This is a genomic window from Halarchaeum nitratireducens (genome assembly GCF_017874695.1).
Lineage (GTDB): Archaea > Halobacteriota > Halobacteria > Halobacteriales > Halobacteriaceae > Halarchaeum > Halarchaeum nitratireducens.
In genome coordinates, this window is the sequence record NZ_JAGIKY010000003.1 from 77027 (window position 1) to 96915 (window position 19889).

The window sequence follows — 19889 nt, forward strand, 5'->3', positions numbered from 1 at the left end:
GAGCGGTAAACGCTTGCGTCAGCGGTGGGCGACGAGCGCGGTGACTACTCCGCGATCACGCGGTCGTCGTCGTGGTCGTCGTATCGCTGCTCGTCGACGTCTCGGTCGCAGTCGCGGACGTCGAAGTCGTCGTTTCGTTGCTCGCCGTCTCGTTGGCGAAGCGCTGTTCGGCCTGACTCAGCCACGCGGGCGTCGGATCGGTCGAGCCGATCGCGGTGTAGGTCCGCGTCGAGTCGAGCGTGGCCTGTTCGGTCGACACGTGGAACTGCTGGCGCTTCACGACCCCGTCGCTCGTGATGCCGAGCTGGACGGTGACGTTCGCCTCGCTGGCGTTCCCGAAGGCGGAGGTGTTCGCGATCGGCAGCGTCTCGGGGTGCGCGACGTACGTGTGGAGCGTCGATCCGTCGAACGTCGTCGTCCCGTCGTACGTGAAGTTCGTGCGCTCCGTGACCGAGGCCACACCGGGCGACGCGTACGCGCTCGCGTTCGCCGAGCGCAACGCGCCCTGCGCGAACGCCGTGCGGTTGCCGGTGGCGATGCGGGTGTAGGCGGTCCCGTTCGGTCCCTGATACACCTGACTGTCCCGCGCTCCCTGCATGATTCGCAGGGAGTACGCGTTCGTGTCGAGGTCCGCGCGCACCGCGGTCAGACGCGAGGCGGACTGGCCGCTCGCGTAGCTGGCGTTCGACTGAACGCGGTAGGTGAAGCTCCCCGCGTCGCGGACCGCGTCGGCGTGTACCCGGTCGATCTGCGTTCCGTTCAGCGGCGTCTGGTAGGGCTGGGCGGTCGTCGCGTCGCCGCTCGTCCCTTGCGGACCGGAGATCGCGCTACAGCCCGCGAGGGCCACTAGCGCGACGAGACAGAGAGCGGCAAACACTTTCCTGTGGCGCACGCCCGGAAGTCGGGACGCCCTCCGGTATAAGCTGTCGATCCGTCGCACGCCCCCGGCCGTTTTTGTAGGGCGGCGCGCGAACCACCGACCGTGACGACGATCAAGGACAGCGTCCACGACCACATCGAGGTGCGCGGCGTCGCGGCCGCCCTCCTCGATACGCCGCCCGTCCAGCGCCTCCGGCGCGTCCACCAGCTCGGCACCGCGAGCCTCGTCTACCCCGCCGCGAACCACACCCGCTTCGAGCACAGCCTCGGGGTCTACCACCTCGCCCGCGAGGCGCTCGACAGCCTCGACGTGGACGGCGCCCGGGCGAAACGCGTTCGCGCCGCCGCGATCCTCCACGATGCCGGCCACGGCCCGTTCAGCCACGCGATCGAGGACCTGATCCACGACCGGACCGGGAAGTACCACGACGACGTCGACGACCTGCTCGGCTCGGGGGACGTCGCCCGCGTCCTCGATGAGCACGGCCTCGATCCCGCGCGCGTCGCGGCGATGGTGCGCGGCGAGGGCGACCTCGCGGGGATCGTCGCGGGCGAACTCGACGTGGACCGCATGGACTACCTCGTGCGCGACGCCCACCACACCGGCGTCCCGTACGGGACGATCGACCACGGGCGTCTCGTGCGCGCGCTCACCCGCCACGACGGCGCACTCGTGCTCGACGAGGGGAACGTTCAGAGCGCCGAATCGCTCCTGCTCGCGCGCGCCCTGATGAACCCGACCGTCTACAACCACCACGTCGCGCGGATCTCGACGGCGATGCTCCGCCGCGCCGCCGAGCGCCTGCTGGCGACCACGGAGACGACGCCCGAGACCCTCCGCCGGATGGACGATCCCGCGCTCCGGACGGCGCTCCGCGACCGCGACGCGAGCGCCGCCTTCGCCCGACGCCTCGATCGACGCGACCTCTACAAGCGCGCCGTCTGGGCGGAGATGGCCGACGTCGCGGACGATCCGTTCGCGGACGACCCCGTCCTCGACGCCGACGGGGGCGAGGTCCGCGGGTACGAGCGCGAGATCGCCGCCCGGGCCGGCGTGGACCGCGACGCGGTCCTCCTCGACGTCCGCGAGCGCCCGACGATGCGCGAATCCGACTCGCGCGTCCTCGTCAACGGGGAGGTCCGGCGGCTCGACGAGCAGTCGACGCTCGTGCGCGCGCTCCAGATGGCCCAGCGCGAACAGTGGCGCCTCGGCGTCTACGCGCCCCCCGACGAGGTGGACGCCGTCGGCCGCGCCGCCGTCGACGTCCTCGGTCTCGACATCGACGGCGCGCTCGTCAACGAGACGACGCGCGGCCAGTACAACCTCGGTGACTTCGGGGAGAACTAAACCGATGTACCACGCAGACGACCCATGGAGCTAGAGGGAACGATCCTCGCGGGCCGCGACTTCGCGGCCGTCGAGGGGCGCGTCGTCGTCGAGGACGGAGAGATCGTCGCCGTCGAGGAGGCGAGCGTGGACAGCGACGACATCGTCCTCCCGGCGTTCGTGAACGCGCACACGCACATCGGGGACTCGATCGCGAAGGACGCCGGGCGCGGGCTCTCCCTCGAAGAGCTCGTCGCGCCGCCCGACGGACTGAAACACCGCCTCCTGCGCGAGGCGGACCGCACGGCCCTCGTCGAGGGGATGCGCCGCTCGCTGTCCTTCATGGCGGAGTCGGGGACCGCGGCGACGCTGGAGTTCCGCGAGGGCGGCGTGCCGGGCGTGGAAGCGCTGCGCGACGCGAGCGACGGGATCGAGATCGACGCGCTCGCGTTCGGGCGCGACGACCCCGACGTCCTCGACGTTTCCGATGGGTACGGCGCGAGCGGCGCGAACGACGCCGACTTCGCGGTCGAGCGCGGCCGGGCGCGCGACGCCGGCAAACCCTTCGCCATCCACGCCGGCGAGGTCGACGCGACCGACATCCACCCCGCGATCGACCTCGACCCCGACCTGCTCGTCCACATGGTCCACGCCGACGACGAGCACCTCGCGCGCGTCGCGGACGACGGGATCCCGATCGCCGTCTGCCCGCGCTCCAACCTCGTGACCGACGTCGGCCTCCCGGACGTCCCCGGCCTCCTCGCGCACACGACGGTCGCGCTCGGGACGGACAACGTGATGTTGAACTCGCCGTCGATGTTCCGCGAGATGGCCTATACGGCCAAACGCTACGACGTGACGGCCGTCGATGTCCTGCGGATGGCGACGACCGCCGGCGCGGAGATCGCCGGGCGAAACGACGGCCTGATCGAGGCGGGACGGGACGCGAACCTCCTCGTCCTCGACGGCGACACGCACAACCTCGCCGGCTACCGCGATCCCGTGCGCGCGGCGGTGCGGCGCGCGGGCGCGAGCGACGTGAAGCGCGTCCTCCACGCCTGACTCGCACTCGCACTACTCCGCGGGGCGGAGGTGTTCGCAGTCGCCGGCGTGGACGATCCGGCGCTCGGCTCCGGTGTCGACGACGAGCGCGCCGGTGTCCGTCACGTCGACGGCCTCGCCGACGATCGTCTCCGAGGGGAGCGTGACGCGCACGCGACGGCCGAGCGTCGCCGCGTGCTCGCGCCACGCCGCACGGGCCGCGTCCGGATCGTCGCGCAGGTCGTCGAAGCGTTCCAACACGCGCTGGACGAGCACGCGGCGATCGACGGGGTCGCCGCCGCGCTCGACGAGGAGGCTCGTCGCGTCCGCCGGCAGCGCGTCGCCCGCCACGTTCGCGTTCAGCCCGAGGCCGGAGATCACCCACGACACCCGCTCGGCCTCGCCCTCCATCTCGGTGAGGATCCCCGCGAGCTTCCGCCCGCCGCGCTCGGCGTCGGGGTCGAGGACGAGGAGGTCGTTCGGCCACTTGATCCGCGCGTCGACGCCCGCCTCGCGGACGGCCCCGCAGGCGGCGGCGCCGGCGGCGATCGTGAGCAGCGAGACGCGCGAGGGGGCGAGCGCCGGCCGGCAGACGACGCTCAGCCAGACGCCGCCCGACGGTGACGACCACGCGCGATCGAGACGGCCGCGACCGCCCGTCTGCTCGTCGGCGAGGACGACGACGTCCGTCGCGCCGTCGGCCGCGAGCTCGCGCGCACGATCGTTCGTGCTCGGGATGCTGTCGTGATACTCGACCTCGAAGGGCGCTTCACAGCCGTACTCGACGGCGAGCCCGCCGAACTCCGGAATCGCGTCGAGGACGTATCCCTCGTCGGTGCTCTCGATGGCGAAGCCGGCCTCGCGCAGCGACTCGACGTGCTTCCACACCGCGGCCCGCGAGACGCCGAGGCGGTCGGCGAGCGCGGGGCCGGCGACGGGACCGGCCGCGAGCGCGTCGAGGACCGCGCGGCGCGTGTCGTTCATGCTCGCGGGTAGGTGATCCGGCGATAAGAACGCCTCCCCTCGCGGTCGGTCGGGCGGACCGACCGCGAGACTCCACGGCGTGCGTCCAGTACGATCGGCGCCGCTCGCTCACGCATCGCTCGCTCAGCGCCCGCTCGTTCCCGTTCGGCCACGCCCTCGCTCGTTCAGCTGTGCCTCAGTCGATGACGACGAGCGTATCGCCCATGTCGACGCTCTCCCCCTCCGCGACGGGGACCTGTGAGACGGTCCCGCCGTGGGACGCGACGACGTCGTTCTCCATCTTCATCGCCTCTAAGACGACGAGGACGTCGCCGGGTTCGACGACGTCGCCGGGTTCGACGTCGACGGAGAGGATCGTCCCCTGCATCTCCGCCGCGACGGTCTCGCCGCCGCCCTCGACGACCGTCTCTCCCTCGTCGTCCGCCACGTGCGCGGGCGGCTCGGCGCCGTCGTCGTCGCCGATCCCGTCGAGGTCGACGTCGCGGAGCGCGGGTGCGTCGTGGGATTCGAGGGACACCTCGAAGCGCTTGCCGTTCACCTCGACGGTGAACTCGCGCTCGTTCGTCTCCGCGTCGTCCACCGGGGCGCTCGCTTCGCTCCCCCAGCGCTCTTGGGCTTCGAGGAGACGCGTCTCGTCGAAGCGCTCGTCGAGGTACGTCGTCGTGTGTTCGCCGGCGACGAAGCGCTCGTCGTCGAGCATCAGCCGGTGGAAGGGGACGACGGTGACGATGCCCTCGATCTCGTACTCGGCGAGCGCACGCCTCGCTCGCGCGATGCACTCGGCGCGATCGCTCCCCGAGACGATCAGCTTCGCCACCATCGAATCGTAGTCGGTGACGAGGTCGTCGCCCTGCCGGAGCGCGTCGTCGACGCGGACGCCCGGCCCGCCCGGCGGGTCGTACGTCTCCAGCGTGCCGCCGGTCGCGGGCGCGAAGTCGTCCGCGGCGTTCTCGGCGTTGATCCGGAACTCAATCGCGTGGCCCTCGACGTCCACGTCGTCCTGCGCGAAGTCGATCTCCTCACCCGCGGCGACGCGGAGTTGCCACTTCACGATGTCGATGCCGGTGATCTCCTCGGTGACGGTGTGCTCGACCTGGATGCGGGTGTTCACTTCGAGGAAGTAGAACTCGCCGTCGGCGACGAGGAACTCGACCGTCCCGGCGTTCACGTAGTCGGCGGCCGCGACGCCGCGGCGGGCGGCCGCGTGGATCTCCTCGCGGAGGTCGCCCTCAAGGGTGGGGCTCGGCCCCTCCTCGATGATCTTCTGGTGGCGTCGCTGCAGGGAGCAGTCGCGCTCGCCGAGGTGCCGGACGGTCCCGTGCTCGTCCGCGAGGACCTGTACCTCGATGTGTTTCGGGTCCGCGAGGTAGCGTTCGAGGTAGACGGCGTCGTTCCCGAAGTAGGCCTCGCCCTCGCGTCTCGCGGCGTCGAGTTGCGCCTCGATCTCGCTCGCCGCCTCGACGACCTTCATGCCGCGTCCGCCGCCACCCCCCTCGGCCTTGATGGCGATCGGGTAGCCGTGGCGATCGCCGAACGCCCGGACCTCGTCGGGGTCCGTGACGGGCTCCGTGGTGCCGGGGACGATCGGGACGTCCGCGTCGTCCATCACCTCGCGCGCGCCGGTCTTCTCGCCGAGTCGGCGCATCGACTCGGACGATGGGCCGACCCACGTCACGCCGTCGGTGTCCTCGACGCGCGCCGCGAAGTCGGCGTTCTCCGCGAGGAAGCCGTATCCCGGGTGGATCGCGTCGGCGCCCGACTCCTTCGCGGCCGCGACGATGGCCTCGCCGTCGAGGTACGACTCGGCGGCGCGGGCCGGTCCGACGCGGTAGGCCTCGTCCGCGTACCGGACGTGGCCGGCGTGCTTGTCGGCCTCCGAGTAGACCGCGACCGTCTCGACACCGAGGTCCGCGCACGCCCGCATCACGCGCACGGCTATCTCCCCCCGGTTCGCGACGAGCACCTTCTCGAACATACGACCACTTCCGACAGCGATCACGTTAGCGTGTCGATTCGTGTTATCGACGATCGTCGGGACGGCGAGGCGACACCCCTATGTCCCCGAGGGCGCTCCCGGCGGAGGGACATGGCTCTCAGCGACCGACTCGCCGACGCCTTCGACCTGGACGCGCACGACACCGACCTCCGCACCGAGGTCCTCGCCGGACTCACGACGTTCCTCACGATGTCCTACATCGTCGTCGTCAACCCGGCGATCCTCGTCGCCGCCATCGACACGGGCGCGGGAGAAGCCGCGACGATGCAGATGCTCGCCGTCGTCACCGCCCTCTCCGCCGGCGTCGCCACGCTCGTGATGGCGCTCTACGCGAACCGGCCGTTCGGGCTCGCGCCCGGGATGGGTCTCAACGCCTTCTTCGCGTTCACCGTCGTCGGCGCGATGGGTATCCCCTGGGAGACGGCGCTCGCCGCCATCGTCGTCGAGGGCGTGTTGTTCGTCCTCCTCACGCTCGTCGGCGCGCGCGAGTACGTCATCCGGCTCTTCCCCGAGCCCGTGAAGTTCGCCGTCGGCGCGGCGCTCGGGCTCTTCCTCGCCATCATCGGCCTCGAAAAGACCTTCATCGTCGTCGCTGACCCCTCCACGCTCCTCACGCTCGGACGCATCGCCGCCGATCCCGTGGCGCTCATCAGCGTCCTCGGGCTCTTTCTCACCTTCGGCCTCTACGTTCGCGGCGTCACGGGCAGCATCGTCGTCGGCGTCGCCGTGACGAGCCTCCTCGGGTGGGGCGCGGCCGCCCTCGGCGTCGTCAGCCCGCACGAGTCGGTCCCGCTCGCGCCGAGCCTCCCCGCGCCCACGTGGGACGTCTCGCCGCTCGTCGGCGCGTTCCTCCGCGGCCTCGCGGACGTCGACGCCCTCGCGTTCACGCTCGTCGTCCTCACCTTCTTCTTCGTCGACTTCCTCGAAACCGCGGGGACGCTCGTCGGCGTCGGACAGGCCGGCGGCTTCCTCGACGAGGACGGCGACCTCCCCGAGATGGAAAAGCCCCTGATGGCGGACGCGATCGGCACGACGGTCGGCGGGATGCTCGGTACCTCGACCGTCACGACGTACGTCGAGTCTGCGACCGGCATCGAGGAGGGCGGCCGGACGGGGCTGACCGCGCTCGTCGTCGCGCTCTGCTTCTTCGCCGCCGTCGCGTTCGTTCCGTTCGCCGCCGCGATCCCGCAGTACGCGAGCCACATCGCCCTCGTCGTCGTCGCCGTCCTCATGCTCGGCAACGTCGCCGAGGTCGACTGGCACGACCCGACGCACGCCGTCCCGGCCGGACTGACGGTCATCGTCATGCCCTTCACCTACTCCATCGCGTACGGAATCGCCGCCGGCGTCATCGCCTACCCCGTGATGAAGGCGTTCGCGGGCGAGCGCGGCGACGTCCACCGCGGTCAGTGGGCACTCGCCGTCCTCTTCGCCGGCTACTTCGCCCTCCGGACGGGCGGCGTGCTCGGAAGCGTGTGACCCCTCAGAAGCGGTCCGCGCGCCCCGCCGCGCTCCACGCGTCCGTGGGCGCGCCGTCCGGCACCCGCCCGCCGCGGCCGTCCGCGCCCGTCGCCGCCAACCGCCCGGCGAAGCGCCACTTCGCGCCGTCCCACGTTTCGTTCTCCCCGTCGTCGCTCGCCGCCGCGGCGGCCGCGAGCGCCGCGCGTTCCCCGTCGAGATACGCGCTCACGGCCGCGATCGCCGCGGCCGCCTCCGCGTCGCTCGCCGCCGGCGGTGCCTCGACGGTCGCGTTCATAGCGGGATGTTGCCGTGTTTCTTGTCCGGGCCGTCCTCGCGCTTCGTCGCGAGCATTTCGAGGTCGCTGATGAGGCGCACGCGGGTCTCCGCGGGCTCGATGACGTCGTCGAGGAACCCCCGGTCGGCGGCCGTGTAGGGGTTGGCGAACTCCTCTCTGTACTCCTCGACGAGCGCGTCGCGGAGCTCGTCCGGGTCGTCGGCTTCCGCGAGCTCCGAGCGATAGAGGACGTTGACGGCGCCTCGCGGGCCCATCACGGCGATTTCGGCCGTGGGCCACGCGTAGTTGACGTCCGCGCCGAGGTGCTTCGACGCCATCACGTCGTACGCGCCGCCGTAGGCCTTGCGCGTGATGACGGTCAGCAGGGGCACCGAGGCCTCGCTGTACGCGTAGAGGAGCTTCGCGCCGTGGCGGATGATCCCTTCGTGCTCCTGATCGGTCCCGGGCAGGAACCCCGGGACGTCCACGAACGAGACGACGGGGACGTTGAAGGAGTCGCAAAAGCGCACGAACCGACTCGCCTTCTCGGAGGCGTCGATGTCGAGCGTCCCCGCGTTCACGCGCGGTTGGTTCGCCACGATCCCCACGGAGCGCCCGTCGAGGCGCGCGAATCCCACGACGAGGTTCTTCGCGTAGTCGGGTTGGACCTCGAAGAACGACCCCTCGTCCATCACCTCGTCGACGACGTCCGTCGCGTCGTACGGCTTGCGCGGTTCGTCCGGAACGATGTCTTCGAGGGCCTCGGGGCGCCGCTCCGGGTCGTCCCACGGATCCACCCGTGGCGGGTCCTCGACGTTGTTCTGCGGGAGGTAGGAGAGCAGTCGCTTGATGTTATCGAGGGCGGACTCCTCCGTCTCCTCGGCGAAGTGCGCGACGCCGGACGTCGCGGTGTGGGTCGTCGCGCCGCCGAGCTCGTCGAAACCGACCTCCTCGCCCGTGACGGTCTCGATGACGTCCGGGCCGGTGATGAACATGTGACTCGTCTCCTTCACCATGAAGACGAAGTCCGTGAGCGCCGGCGAGTAGACCGCGCCGCCCGCACAGGGTCCCATGATCGCCGAGATCTGGGGGACGACGCCGCTCGCCTCCTGGTTCTTGCGGAAGATCTCCCCCACGCCGCCGAGGGACTCGACGCCCTCCTGGATGCGCGCGCCGGCGGAGTCGTTGAGGCCGACGACGGGCGCGCCGACCTCCATCGCTTTATCCATGACCTTACAGACCTTCTCGCAGAACACCTCGCCGAGCGACCCGCCGTAGGCCGTGAAGTCGTGGGCGAAGACGAACGTCTTCCGCCCGTTCACCTCGCCGTAGCCGGTGACGACGCCGTCTCCGGGGAGTTTGTTCTCCTCCATCCCGAAGTTGTGCGAGCGGTGCGTCCGCAGCGCGTCGAACTCCCGGAAGGTCCCGTCGTCGAGGAAGTAGTCGATGCGTTCGCGCGCCGTCATCTTGCCCTTCTCGTGTTGGGACTCGATGCGGGATTCGCCGCCGCCCTTCTCGGCGCGGCGTTTGCGCTCGCGCAACTCCTCGATGCGCTCGTCCATCGTCATCTGTTGAATCCCGTTTCACCGGTCGTCGTCAAAAGGTCACCGACACCGACCGCCGGGTCAGAAGACGGAGTCGGGGCGTCGGAGACCGAGGACGGCGATCACCGTCAGGACGACCGCGGCGGCGAGCACGGCCGTCGAGGACGCGACGGTGACGCCGAGCACGGAGAGGGGGGCCGCGGAGACGCCGAGCGTGCTGAGCAGCCGGCTGATGACGGTGAACAGCAGGAAGATCGGGATCGGGACGCCGACGAAGAGGAGCCACGGCGACCCGAGGGCGCGCCCGAGGGGGCCCGCGCCGGCTTCGTACTCCGACAGCGCGTTCTTCCCGAGCACCCACCCGACGAAGAGGAGGAAGCCCGCGAGGCCCGTGGGCATTAGGAGGTTCACGAGCGTGTCCGCGAAGAGGCTGAAGACGCTCGCGTCGAGCGCGCAGACCGCGGCGCCGACGGCGACGACGCCGGCCATGACGCCGGTCGCCCGCCCGCGCGAGAAGTCGCGTTCGTCGACGAGGTAGGCGACGGGGATCTCGAGCATGCTGATCGAGGAGGAGAGCGCCGCGAGGAGGACGACCGCGAAGAAGACGACGCCGAGGACGCGCCCGAAGAGGCCGAGCGTCGAGAACGCGCTCGCCACCGAGACGAAGATCGCGCCGGGACCGCCGCTCCCGACATCGAGCCCGAAGCTGAACAGCAGCGGGAAGACGAGCAGGCCTGCGAGGACGCCGACCGCCGTGTTGAGGACGGCGATGGTCGTGGCGTCGAAGGGGAGCGAGCGCTCCTCGCCGAGGTAGGAGGCGTACGTGATCATCGTCCCCGTCCCGACGGAGAGCGTGAACATCGCCTGTCCGACGGCCGCGGGGAGGATGTCGAGGAAGTGCGTTCGGAGGTACGCGAGGTCGGGCGAGAGGAAGAACGTCAGCCCGTCCATCGAGCCGGGGCGCGTGAACGTCCACGCGATGAGCGCGATGAGGAAGACGACGATGGCGGGCATCATCAGCTTCGTCGCGCGCTCGATGCCGCGCTCGACGCCGCCGTAGACGATGACCGCCGTCGCGGCGAGGAAGAGCAGCGCGAAGCCGAAGGCCGGCAGCCCGTAGTTCACGGAGCCGAAGTAGGCGCCGGGGTCGGCGAAGTAGCCGCCCGTGATCGAGGCGGCGGTGTAGCGGACGAACCAGCCGCCCACGACGGTGTAAAACGAGACCAAGAGAACGGTCGTACAGACCGCGAGCAATCCGAACGCCCCCCAGAGGCGCGAGCCACCGGAGAGCGAGCGGAGCGCGCCGACCGGGTTGCGTTTCGATCGGCGCCCGATGACGAATGCCCCGAGGAGTCCGGGGACGCCGACCAGCACGATGATACAGAGATAGAGGAGGAGGAACGCGCTACCGCCGTTGTTCGCGGTCATCCACGGGAATCGCCAGACGTTCCCGAGGCCGACCGCCGAACCGACCGCGGCGAGGATGAACCCCACCTGTGTCTTCCACGTCTCTCGTGTCATGGGACGCCGTAGCGTGCAGGTGCTCAAGAGGGTTTCGTATAGCTACGCGCCCGGCGGCTCGACGAAAACGGACGAACACCGGCGCTCGGTGCGCCGCGGTGTCCCCTCAGAAGTACGCGCCGGTCACGATACCGCTGTAGAAGTTCGTCACGCCGAGGTAGAGCGTGTAGGCGACGACGATGGGGATGACGACGCGCACCCACCAGAGCCAGAGCGTCGTCGCGCCCTCCCCGAGCGTGGTGCCGCGTCCGAGCTCGTCGACGGACTCGCGGTTGGCGACCCACCCGGCGAAGAGCGCGATGAACAGCACCGCGACCGGGAGGAGGATGTTGAATACGAAGTCGTTGAACAGCCCGACGTAGCCGTAGGCGGGCGCGATGCCGATGACGAAGCTGACGACGCCGACGCCGACGGCGACCTTCGGGCGGTCGACCCCGTAGCGATCGACGACGTACGACGACGGCGCCTCGAGCAGGCTGATCGAGGAGGAGAGCGCCGCGAACAGCAGGACGATGAAGAAGACGAGACCGATGATCTGGCCGGCGGGGAGCTGGCCGAACGCGCCGGCGAGGGCGACGAAGGCGGTGCCGGCACCGCCGGAGGCGCCGCCGACGCCGCTCGTCGCGGCGAGGATCGGGAAGACGGCGAAGCCGGCGAGCAGCGCGACGACCGTGTTGAGCACGACGATGATCGCGCTGTCGGCGGGGAGACTGTCGTCACGGCCGAGGTAGGAGGCGTACGCGATCATCACGCCGAACCCGAGCGAGAGGGTGAAGAACGCCTGTCCCATCGCGGAGGGAACGATCGAGGTGAAGTTGTTGGCGATGACGCCGAAGTCCGGCGAGAGGTAGTACGCGTACCCGGCGGCGGAGCCGGAGAGCGTCGACGCCCACGCGGCGAGGCCGACGAGCAGGACGAGGATCGCGGGGATCATGAACTTGGTCGCCCGCTCGATCCCGTCCGCGACGCCGCCCGCGACGATGGCGATCGTGATCGCCATGAAGACGGCGTGTGCGCCGATAGCCACCGTTCCCGAGGAGACGGAGCCGAAGAAGGTGCCGGCCTGTCCGAGGTAGCCGCCGGTGACGCTCCCGACGATGTAGCTGATCACCCAGCCGCCGACGACGCTGTAGAACGAGAGCGTAATGAACGACGCGACGACGCCGATCGCGCCGGCGAACGTCCAGTTACCGTACCCCAACTCCGAGAAGGCCGAGACCGCGTTCTGTTTCGAGCGACGCCCGATGACGAACTCGATGAGCATCGTCGGGAAGCCGATGAGGAAGACCGCGAGCAGGTAGACGACGAGGAACGCCGCCCCGCCGTTCGATGCGGTCTGGAACGGGAACGACCAGATGTTGCCCAGCCCGACCGCGCTACCCACCGCGGCGAAGATGAACCCGACGCGTGACGTCCACGTCTCTCGTTGTGCCATGTCTACTCACGTGATGATGCGGGGGACTTATTAAGGGTACGCTTCCGCGGACCTTAGCGCCGGCTCAGGGCTCCACGACGAGCTTGCCGAAGAAGGAGTCCTCGACGACGGCGCGGTGCGCGTCGGCGGCCTCGTCGAGACCGTAGGTGCGCTCGATCTCGGGCGCGAGGCGACCGTCCGCGAGCAGTCCGGCGAGCCGGTCGAGCACGGCGCCGATGTCGGGCGTGTTGTACATGCTCATCAGCGAGACGGTGAGCTCCTTCGCGCGTGCGCTCGGAACGTCGGGGATCGTCGCCGCGGGTTCGGTGTCGCCGAGCCCGACGACGCGTGCGCCGTGGGCCGCGACGTCCGCGTCGAGGCCGACGTAGTCGTTCAGCCGGTGGTCGACGATCACGTCGGGCGCGCCCACCTCGGTGACGGCCGCGGCGAGGTCGTCGCGGCCGTAGTCGAGGACGGCGTCCGCGCCCAGCGTCCGTAGGCGGTCGTGGTACGCGTCGCTCGCGGTCGTCGTGACCGTCGCGCCCGCCGCGTCCGCGATCTGGACGGCCGCGTGGCCGACGCCGCCCGACCCGCCGTGGATCAGGCATGTCTCCGCGGGCTCGACGTCGGCGTGATCGACGAGCGCGCGCCACGCGGTGACGCCGACGACGGCGATCGCCGCGCCCTCCGCGAACGAGACGCCGTCGGGCAGCGCGGCGAGGTCCCCCGCGGGAACCGTGGCGTACTCGGCGTACGACCCGCGGCCGCTCGCGCCGATCCCCGTCCCGAAGACGCGATCGCCCGCCCGCCACGCGCCGACGCCCGGACCGACGGCGTCGACGACGCCCGCGACGTCGTCGCCCGGGATCGCGGGCAGACCGGGGAGCTCGTAGTCGCCCGCCCGATAGTAGGTGTCGACGGGGTTGACGGCCGCGGCCGCGACGTCGATCCGGACCTCGCCGTGGCCGGGTTCGGGCGTCGGGACGTCCTCGTCGACCTGCAGTACCTCCGGGCCGCCGGTCTCGTGGTAGCGGACAGCGCGCATACGGCCCCTATCGGCGGGGCGGCGAATAAGTGTGATCGATGGCGCGGCGGTCGGGAACCGATCCCTCGCGGTCGCTCGGCCTCACACGGGGGCGCCGCCCGGCGCCCCGTCCCACGCTTCGAGCGCCATCGCGGCCATGGCGGCGGTGAGCAGGACCCCCCAGACGAACGCGAGCATGCCGAGTCGCGGGAGGCCGAGCGCCGCCTGCACGACGAGCGTCGCGGGAAGGAGCCACTGGCCGATGACGAACCACCAGACGGCGACGCTCCGGCGCGTCCCGCTTGTGCCGTAGTGATCGACCGCGAGACCCGTGACGACGGCGAGGATTCCGAGGACGTCGAAGTGGGCGTGCGCGCCGACCAGTTGTCCCCAGTACGGCGGCACGCCGACGACGTGTCCCGCGACGTTTCCGATCCCCCAGAGCATCTGTACGGTCAGCCCCACGAATCCGGACGCCATGAGAACTCTCGGCATCGCGCGACAGTAGACGGATCGTATCATGTATCTTTTGTGCCGGGTGCGTCGCTCGACGGGCGGTGTGTGGCGCTCAGTCACGTTCCGATACTACTAACTCACCATCTCGGGAACCTACGGACGAGTTACACATGAGGCTGCACGAGTACCAGGCGAAGGACGTCTTCGCCGACGCGGGTGTCCCGACGCCCCCGTCCGCGCTCGCGACGACGGTCGACGAGGCCGTCGAGCACGCGGAGGAGATCGGGTATCCGGTGGCGGTGAAGGCACAGGTCCACGTCGGCGGACGTGGGAAGGCCGGCGGCATCAAGCTCGTCGAGAACGCCGAGGAGGCCCGCGAGGCCGCCGACGCGATCCTTGGCATGGACCTCAAGGGCTACCACGTCGACAAGGTCCTCGTTGAGGGGGCGGTCGACTTCAAGAACGAGCTCTACGTCGGGATCACGATGGATCGCGGCGAGGGCAAGCCCGTCGCCATGGTATCCACGCAGGGCGGCGTGAACATCGAGGAGGTGGCCGCGGAGAACCCCGAGGCCATCGCCCGCGAGCACATCGACCCCGCGTTCGGGATGCACCCCTATCAGGCCCGGAAGGCCGTCTACGACGCGGGCGTCCCGAAGGCGGTCGCACGCGACGTCGCGAGCGTCCTCACGACGCTCTACGACCTCTGGGAGAACAACGACGCGAGCGACGCCGAGATCAACCCCCTGATGATCACGGAGGACGACGAGGTCATCGCGGCCGACGCCGTCCTCAACGTCGACGACGACGCGCTCTTCCGTCACCCCGACCTCGCCGAGATGGAGGACGAGGCCGCGGAGGACGCCCTCGAAGCCAAGGCCAACGAGTACGGCTTCGACTACGTCCGCTTGGACGGGAACGTCGGCATCATCGGCAACGGCGCCGGCCTCGTCATGACGACGCTCGACCTCGTCGACTACTACGGCGGGAAGCCCGCGAACTTCCTCGACATCGGCGGCGGCGCGAAGGCCGAGCGCGTCGTGAACGCCCTCGACATGGTGTTCAGCGACGACAACGTCGACGCGGTCGTCTTCAACATCTTTGGCGGCATCACGCGTGGCGACGAGGTCGCCAAGGGCATCAACGAGGCCCTCGGCCAGTTCGACGAGATCCCGAAACCGGTCGTCGTCCGACTCGCCGGAACGAACGCCGAAGAGGGCCGTGAGATCCTCAACGACGAGCTCGTCACGGTCGAAGAGACGCTCGAAGGGGCGGTCCAGCGGACCGTCGAATACGCGGAGGACGAACAATGAGCATTCTAGTCGACGAAGACACCCGCGTCGTCGTGCAGGGTATCACGGGCGGCGAGGGTAAGTTCCACACCGAACAGATGATCGAGTACGGGACGAACGTCGTCGCCGGCACGTCGCCCGGCAAAGGCGGTCAGGAGGTCGCCGGCGTCCCGGTCTATGACACCGTGGAGGAAGCCGTCGAAGCGGAGGACGCCGACGCCTCGGTCGTCTTCGTCCCGCCCGCGTTCGCCGCGGACGCCATCTTCGAGGCCCTCGACACGGACCTCGACCTCGTCGTCGCCATCACGGAGGGCATCCCGACACAGGACATGGCGAAGGTCAACAAGCGCCTCGATGAGGTCGACACGCGCCTACAGGGCCCGAACTGCCCCGGCATCATCACGCCCGGCGAGTCGAAACTCGGCATCCTCCCGGGGAACATCTTCTCCGAGGGGAACGTCGGTCTCGTCTCGCGCTCCGGCACCCTCACCTACCAGGTCGTCGACTCGCTCACCCAGCGCGGCATCGGGCAGACGACCGCCATCGGCATCGGCGGCGACCCCATCATCGGCACGTCGTTCATCGACGCGCTCGAACTCTTCGAGAACGACCCCGACACCGACGCCGTGGTCATGTGCGGCGAAATCGGCGGCGAGGACGAGGAGGAGGCCGCCGCGTACATCGCCGAGCACATGGACACGCCCGTCGCGGGCTTCATCGCCGGCCGCACCGCGCCCCCAGGCAAGCGCATGGGGCACGCCGGCGCCATCGTCTCCGGCTCCGGGACGGGAACCGCCGCGTCCAAGATCGACGCGCTCAACGACGCCGGCGTTCCCGTGGGTGACACCCCCGAGGAAGTCGCCGACGACGTCGAAGATCTGCTGTAAGCGACGCGGCGCACCCGCCGGCCGTTCTCCGTTTTCGCGTTCGGTTTCTCCGCTCTGCCGGCCGGTCGCTCCCCTCGCATCGGGCGTTTCGTCTCGACCGACCGGGGACGACACGCCTCGGGCCGCACCGACCCGGGAAGTTAAAGGTGTCCCCGTCCCCACGCTCGCTCATGCCGGCCGACACCACTGCGGGGCGTCTCCCCGGATTCTTCTACCGATTCGCTCACCCGGCGCTCGCCGTCGTCAGCACCGTCGGGAGCCTCTTCTGGCTCGTCGGCTTCGCCCTCGCCGGCGCCGGCGTCGCGCTCCGCGCGAGCGATCCCGCGACCGCGTACCCCCTGTTTTTCTACGGGTCGATCGCCAGCCTCGTCGGCATCGCCGCCATCGGCGCCGTCGTCGGCTATCTCGTCGTCCTCTGGCTCCTCCGTGACGTCCTCGGCGTGCTCGACCGGGAGAAACCCGAACCGGGCGCGCGCCGCTAGCGACGCATCAGAACCGTTAATCCATCGAGGTGATACGCTCTCGCATGGAGACTACCCATCGCGTCGTCGCGGCCGACGCGCGGGACCTCGGCGCCCTCGACGACGACAGCGTCGATCTCGTCGTCACCTCCCCGCCCTACCCGATGGTCGAGATGTGGGACGACCTCTTCTGCGATCTCGATCCCGCCGTCGGCGACGCGCTCGACGCCGGCGACGGTCAGCGCGCCTACGACGCGATGCACCGGATTCTCGACGACGTCTGGGACGAGATCGCGCGCGTCCTCGCCCCCGGCGGGCTCGCGTGCCTCGACGTCGGCGACGCGACTCGAACCGTCGAGAACTACCGGGTCTACCGCAACCACGCTCGCGTCGCCGACGCGTTCGCCGAGCGCGGCTTCCATCCCCTCCCGGGGGTCCTCTGGCGCAAACCCACCAACACCGCCGCGAAGTTCATGGGGAGCGGGACCCTCCCACCCAACGCCTACGTCACCCTCGAGCACGAACACGTGCTCGTCCTCCGCAACGGCCCCGAACCCCGGGATTTCCCGCCCCACGACCCCGACCGCTACGCCGCCGCGTACTTCTGGGAGGAACGCAATCGTTGGTTCAGCGACGTCTGGACCGACGTCCGGGGCCGCCGACAGTCGCTTCCCGCCGCACGCGGCGAGCGCGAGCGCTCCGCCGCCTACCCCTTCGAGATCCCGTATCGGCTCATCAATATGTTCAGCGTCCGGGGCGACACCGTCCTCGATCCCTTCTGGGGGACCGGCACGACGACGCTCGCCGCGATGGCCGCCGCGCGCCACTCCGTCGGCTACGAACTCGACGACGGCCTCGTCGAGGGGTTCGCGAAGCGCGCCGCCGACGTCGAAACGTTCAGCGCTGACGTCGCCCGCGACCGACTGGAGCGCCACCGCGAGTTCGTCCGCGAGAGCGACGCCGCCTTCGACTACGACGCCACCCACTACGACGTCCCCGTGAAGACCAAACGCGAACGCGACATCCGCCTCTACCGCGTCAGTGACGTCGAACGCGAAGCGTGGGGCTACCGAACGAAACACGATCCGATCAGAGGGTGAGTCGGAACCGCGACCCCCTTCACGAGCGGCAAGGAACCGAGTGGGTCGGGGCGGATTCGAACCGCCGGCCTGCTCCGTGTGAAGGAGCCGTCATAACCGGACTAGACCACCGACCCGCACGACGTGGTAGCGGCAGGGCGGACTTAAGGCTGCTTATTCGACCCCGAGCGCCGACGCGGTCCCACACACCGTGTCAGTACGTGGGTTCGTCTTCGGGGACGCCGTTGCGGGCGTTGAGGAGTCTGGCGAGCGTGAACAGCGCGTCCGAGAGGCGGTTGAGGTAGACGACGACGGTCTCGTTGATCGCCTCGTCCTCGGCGAGCGCGACGGCGCGGCGTTCGGCGCGCCGGGCGACCGAGCGAGCGTGATGAAGGGACGCGCCGGACTCGCTCCCTCCGGGGAGGACGAAGTTGGTGAGCGGCTCGAGTTCGTCGTCGGCGTCGTCGATCCAGCCCTCGACGGTCTCGACGTGTGCGTCGGTGATTCGAGGGTCCTCGTCGGGGTCGGGATTGGCGAGGTCGGCCTGCGCGACGTGGAGGTGATGCTGTGCGTCGTGGAGGGCGCGATCGACGTCGTCGTAGCCCGTCGGGAGCGCGACGCCGAGGAGGCTGTTCACCTCGTCGACGGTGCCGTAGGCCTCGATCCGGGGGTTCGTCTTGGAGACGCGTTCCGCTCCGCGGAGGTCGGTGCGGCCTTCGTCGCCGCGGCCGGTGTAGATGGTCACGTCCCCGCCTCGGCGTCCGCGAGCGTTCGTTCGACGTACGTACAGATGTTCTCGGATTCGGGCATCGTGACGCCGCGTTCGTCGTCGACGAGGACGGGGACGGCCCGCTGGCCGCTGATTCGCTTGACCGCGTCGCGCTCGGAGTGCAGGGCCGCCGTCCACACCGTCTCGTAGTCGATGTCGTTCGCGTCGAGGGCGTCGTGCACCCGCTCGCAGTAGGGACACCCCTCCAGCGCGTAGAGCGTGATACTCACGCCGACGTGTGCGTGTCGCGGGGCAAAGAAGGTCCCGCCTGTGCGTCGTCCGCGGCGTCGCACGCCCACGCCCGCTCGGTGCGGCGAGTGCCTTTATGCGTCCGTCTCTCCTCGATAGAGGCGTGCGATACAGCGCGTTCGGGGCGACGTTCGACATCGACACGAGCCCGCTGGACGTCGCGGAGTCGTCGCTCCGCGCACAGCTCGCGTCGTACGAACGCGGGGGGCGAACGGCGTTCGACGTCGGCGTGACTTACGCCGAGGGGTTCACGGGCGAGGTGATGGCCGCGATGGCGGCGATCCCGTACGGGGAGACACGGACGTACGGCGACCTCGCGGCGACGCTCGATAGCGCGGCGGTCGCGGTCGGGCAGGCCTGCGGGCGCAACGCCGTCCCGATCGTCGTCCCGTGCCATCGCGTCGTCGCGGCGGACGGTCTCGGGGGGTTCTCGATCGACCACCCGGACGCGCTCGGGGTGAAGCGGCGCCTGCTCGAACACGAGGGCGCACTCGACGGCTCGCGGCAGGCGACGCTACCGGTGTAGCGCGCTCGGTCCCGATACGTTAAACACCCTCGCGCGTCGACCCGGAGGCATGGCCACGGAGCTCGATCACGACTGTCCGGAGTGCGAGGAGGAGCAGACGTTCTACCGCGCGGCGGCGACCAACCTCCACCTCGGGCTGAAGACGAAGTGGTACTGCCCGGAGTGCGACTACGGGTTCGTCCGCGTGAACGGCGACATCGACTCGTCGACGGCGTAAGAAGGACCGTTTTTCGCGCTCGCGCGTCAGTCCCGCGTGGCGTGCTCGTAGAACGCGATGGCCGCGCCGAGCAGCGTGAGGTTCTGCAGGAACGACGTGAGCTCCTCGCCGCGCGACTCCTCATCGACGTTCCAGAAGTCGTGCATGACCGGCGTGACGCCGAGGAAGAACCCGGCGATGCTGGCGGCGGCGAGCCGGGGGAGCTTCCAGAAGCCGATGCTCGCGCTCCCGCCGAGGAGGAGCGCGCTCGCCGCGGGGACGAGCTTGTCGGGGGCCGGGACGCCCTTCGCGTCCGCGTAGGCGATGCGACCGTCGAGGTTGGTGAGGTTCCGGATGGCGAGGATCGCGAGACCGCTCGCAAAGAGGAGGCGACTCAATCGTGACGGGACAGTGCCCGTGTCGTCAGCGTCCGTCATCGGCGTAACCGGAGGGTATCGATCGGTATAGTCGTCTCCCTCTCCGAGAGTACCGCCGGTATCGGTCGCCGT

At 70.0% G+C, this 19889-nt stretch carries 21 protein-coding genes and 1 tRNA gene; 9 read left to right on the forward strand and 13 right to left on the reverse strand.

Annotated features, from left to right (window positions below):
• Positions 1-55 precede the first annotated feature (55 nt).
• Positions 56-1084, reverse strand: coding sequence for a DUF7537 family lipoprotein (locus tag J2754_RS04100; protein WP_425350959.1), 1029 nt, complete (start codon positions 1082-1084; stop codon positions 56-58).
• Between J2754_RS04100 and J2754_RS04105 the strand changes: the two genes are divergently transcribed.
• Together J2754_RS04105 and J2754_RS04110 are read left to right on the forward strand one after the other, a co-directional pair.
• Positions 983-2227, forward strand: a complete 1245-nt coding sequence (locus tag J2754_RS04105; RefSeq protein ID WP_188878020.1) for an HD domain-containing protein — start codon at positions 983-985, stop codon at positions 2225-2227. The two genes, J2754_RS04100 and J2754_RS04105, sit on opposite strands and share 102 nt — an antisense overlap.
• Before the next feature lie 24 nt (positions 2228-2251).
• A complete protein-coding gene (locus J2754_RS04110; protein WP_211086756.1) occupies positions 2252-3268 on the forward strand; it encodes an amidohydrolase family protein in 1017 nt (338 codons plus the stop codon).
• A 12-nt stretch (positions 3269-3280) separates the two neighbouring features.
• Here J2754_RS04110 and J2754_RS04115 read toward each other — a convergent pair whose 3' ends face one another.
• Complete coding sequence (locus J2754_RS04115; RefSeq protein WP_211086757.1) at positions 3281-4231, reverse strand: biotin--[acetyl-CoA-carboxylase] ligase; 951 nt, start codon at positions 4229-4231, stop codon at positions 3281-3283.
• A 175-nt stretch (positions 4232-4406) separates the two neighbouring features.
• On the reverse strand, positions 4407-6206 hold the full coding sequence (locus tag J2754_RS04120) for an acetyl-CoA carboxylase biotin carboxylase subunit (protein ID WP_211086758.1): 1800 nt from the start codon (positions 6204-6206) through the stop codon (positions 4407-4409).
• A gap of 111 nt (positions 6207-6317) precedes the next feature.
• Here J2754_RS04120 and J2754_RS04125 point away from each other — a divergent pair, with 111 nt between their 5' ends.
• Positions 6318-7706: an NCS2 family permease gene (locus J2754_RS04125; RefSeq protein WP_188878024.1), complete on the forward strand. Its 1389-nt coding sequence runs from the start codon at positions 6318-6320 to the stop codon at positions 7704-7706.
• Between the two features lie 4 nt (positions 7707-7710).
• Here the strand turns inward: J2754_RS04125 and J2754_RS04130 are convergent, their stop codons facing one another.
• From J2754_RS04130 to J2754_RS04155, 6 genes are all read right to left on the reverse strand, one after another.
• Positions 7711-7983, reverse strand: coding sequence for a DUF8022 family protein (locus J2754_RS04130; protein ID WP_188878025.1), 273 nt, complete (start codon positions 7981-7983; stop codon positions 7711-7713).
• Positions 7980-9524 carry an acyl-CoA carboxylase subunit beta gene (locus J2754_RS04135; RefSeq protein ID WP_188878435.1) on the reverse strand — a complete coding sequence of 515 codons (1545 nt, stop codon included), beginning with the start codon at positions 9522-9524 and terminating at the stop codon, positions 7980-7982. The genes J2754_RS04130 and J2754_RS04135 overlap by 4 nt, the downstream gene beginning before the upstream one ends.
• A gap of 63 nt (positions 9525-9587) precedes the next feature.
• The gene (locus tag J2754_RS04140) at positions 9588-11027 is read right to left on the reverse strand and encodes a sodium-dependent transporter (RefSeq protein WP_188878026.1); all 1440 of its coding nucleotides are present in this window, start codon (positions 11025-11027) and stop codon (positions 9588-9590) included.
• 106 nt (positions 11028-11133) lie between these two features.
• On the reverse strand, positions 11134-12462 hold the full coding sequence (locus J2754_RS04145) for a sodium-dependent transporter (protein WP_188878027.1): 1329 nt from the start codon (positions 12460-12462) through the stop codon (positions 11134-11136).
• A gap of 64 nt (positions 12463-12526) precedes the next feature.
• A complete protein-coding gene (locus tag J2754_RS04150) occupies positions 12527-13486 on the reverse strand; it encodes an NADPH:quinone reductase (protein WP_211086760.1) in 960 nt (319 codons plus the stop codon).
• An 81-nt stretch (positions 13487-13567) separates the two neighbouring features.
• A complete protein-coding gene (locus tag J2754_RS04155; protein WP_211086761.1) occupies positions 13568-13960 on the reverse strand; it encodes a DUF8059 family membrane protein in 393 nt (130 codons plus the stop codon).
• 131 nt (positions 13961-14091) lie between these two features.
• On the opposite strand from J2754_RS04155, the gene sucC reads away from it, so the two are divergent.
• The 4 genes from sucC (at position 14092) to J2754_RS04175 (ending at position 17661) form a co-directional block, all read left to right on the forward strand.
• Positions 14092-15234 carry an ADP-forming succinate--CoA ligase subunit beta gene (sucC, locus tag J2754_RS04160; RefSeq protein ID WP_188878030.1) on the forward strand — a complete coding sequence of 381 codons (1143 nt, stop codon included), beginning with the start codon at positions 14092-14094 and terminating at the stop codon, positions 15232-15234.
• Positions 15231-16100, forward strand: a complete 870-nt coding sequence (gene sucD / locus J2754_RS04165) for a succinate--CoA ligase subunit alpha (RefSeq protein ID WP_188878031.1) — start codon at positions 15231-15233, stop codon at positions 16098-16100. The genes sucC and sucD overlap by 4 nt, the downstream gene beginning before the upstream one ends.
• A 170-nt stretch (positions 16101-16270) precedes the next feature.
• Entirely contained in the window at positions 16271-16582 is a 312-nt protein-coding gene (locus J2754_RS04170) for a hypothetical protein (RefSeq protein ID WP_188878033.1), read from the forward strand.
• Positions 16583-16626: 44 nt separating this feature from the next.
• A complete protein-coding gene (locus tag J2754_RS04175; protein ID WP_188878035.1) occupies positions 16627-17661 on the forward strand; it encodes a DNA-methyltransferase in 1035 nt (344 codons plus the stop codon).
• A gap of 41 nt (positions 17662-17702) precedes the next feature.
• On the opposite strand, the gene J2754_RS04180 is transcribed toward J2754_RS04175, so the two are convergent.
• The 3 genes from J2754_RS04180 to J2754_RS04190 form a co-directional block, all read right to left on the reverse strand.
• Positions 17703-17777: transfer RNA gene (locus J2754_RS04180), tRNA-Val, on the reverse strand.
• Between the two features lie 77 nt (positions 17778-17854).
• Positions 17855-18385, reverse strand: coding sequence for a cob(I)yrinic acid a,c-diamide adenosyltransferase (locus tag J2754_RS04185; protein WP_188878036.1), 531 nt, complete (start codon positions 18383-18385; stop codon positions 17855-17857).
• Positions 18382-18639, reverse strand: a complete 258-nt coding sequence (locus tag J2754_RS04190; protein WP_188878037.1) for a glutaredoxin family protein — start codon at positions 18637-18639, stop codon at positions 18382-18384. The genes J2754_RS04185 and J2754_RS04190 overlap by 4 nt, the downstream gene beginning before the upstream one ends.
• 122 nt (positions 18640-18761) lie before the next feature.
• On the opposite strand from J2754_RS04190, the gene J2754_RS04195 reads away from it, so the two are divergent.
• Both J2754_RS04195 and J2754_RS04200 read left to right on the forward strand, forming a co-directional pair.
• On the forward strand, positions 18762-19184 hold the full coding sequence (locus J2754_RS04195) for a methylated-DNA--[protein]-cysteine S-methyltransferase (RefSeq protein WP_229772821.1): 423 nt from the start codon (positions 18762-18764) through the stop codon (positions 19182-19184).
• Between the two features lie 49 nt (positions 19185-19233).
• Positions 19234-19401 (forward strand): DUF7838 family putative zinc beta-ribbon protein, encoded by a 168-nt coding sequence (locus J2754_RS04200; protein WP_188878039.1) that lies wholly within the window; start codon positions 19234-19236, stop codon positions 19399-19401.
• A gap of 26 nt (positions 19402-19427) precedes the next feature.
• Here the strand turns inward: J2754_RS04200 and J2754_RS04205 are convergent, their stop codons facing one another.
• Complete coding sequence (locus tag J2754_RS04205; protein WP_188878040.1) at positions 19428-19817, reverse strand: DoxX family protein; 390 nt, start codon at positions 19815-19817, stop codon at positions 19428-19430.
• Positions 19818-19889 lie beyond the last annotated feature (72 nt).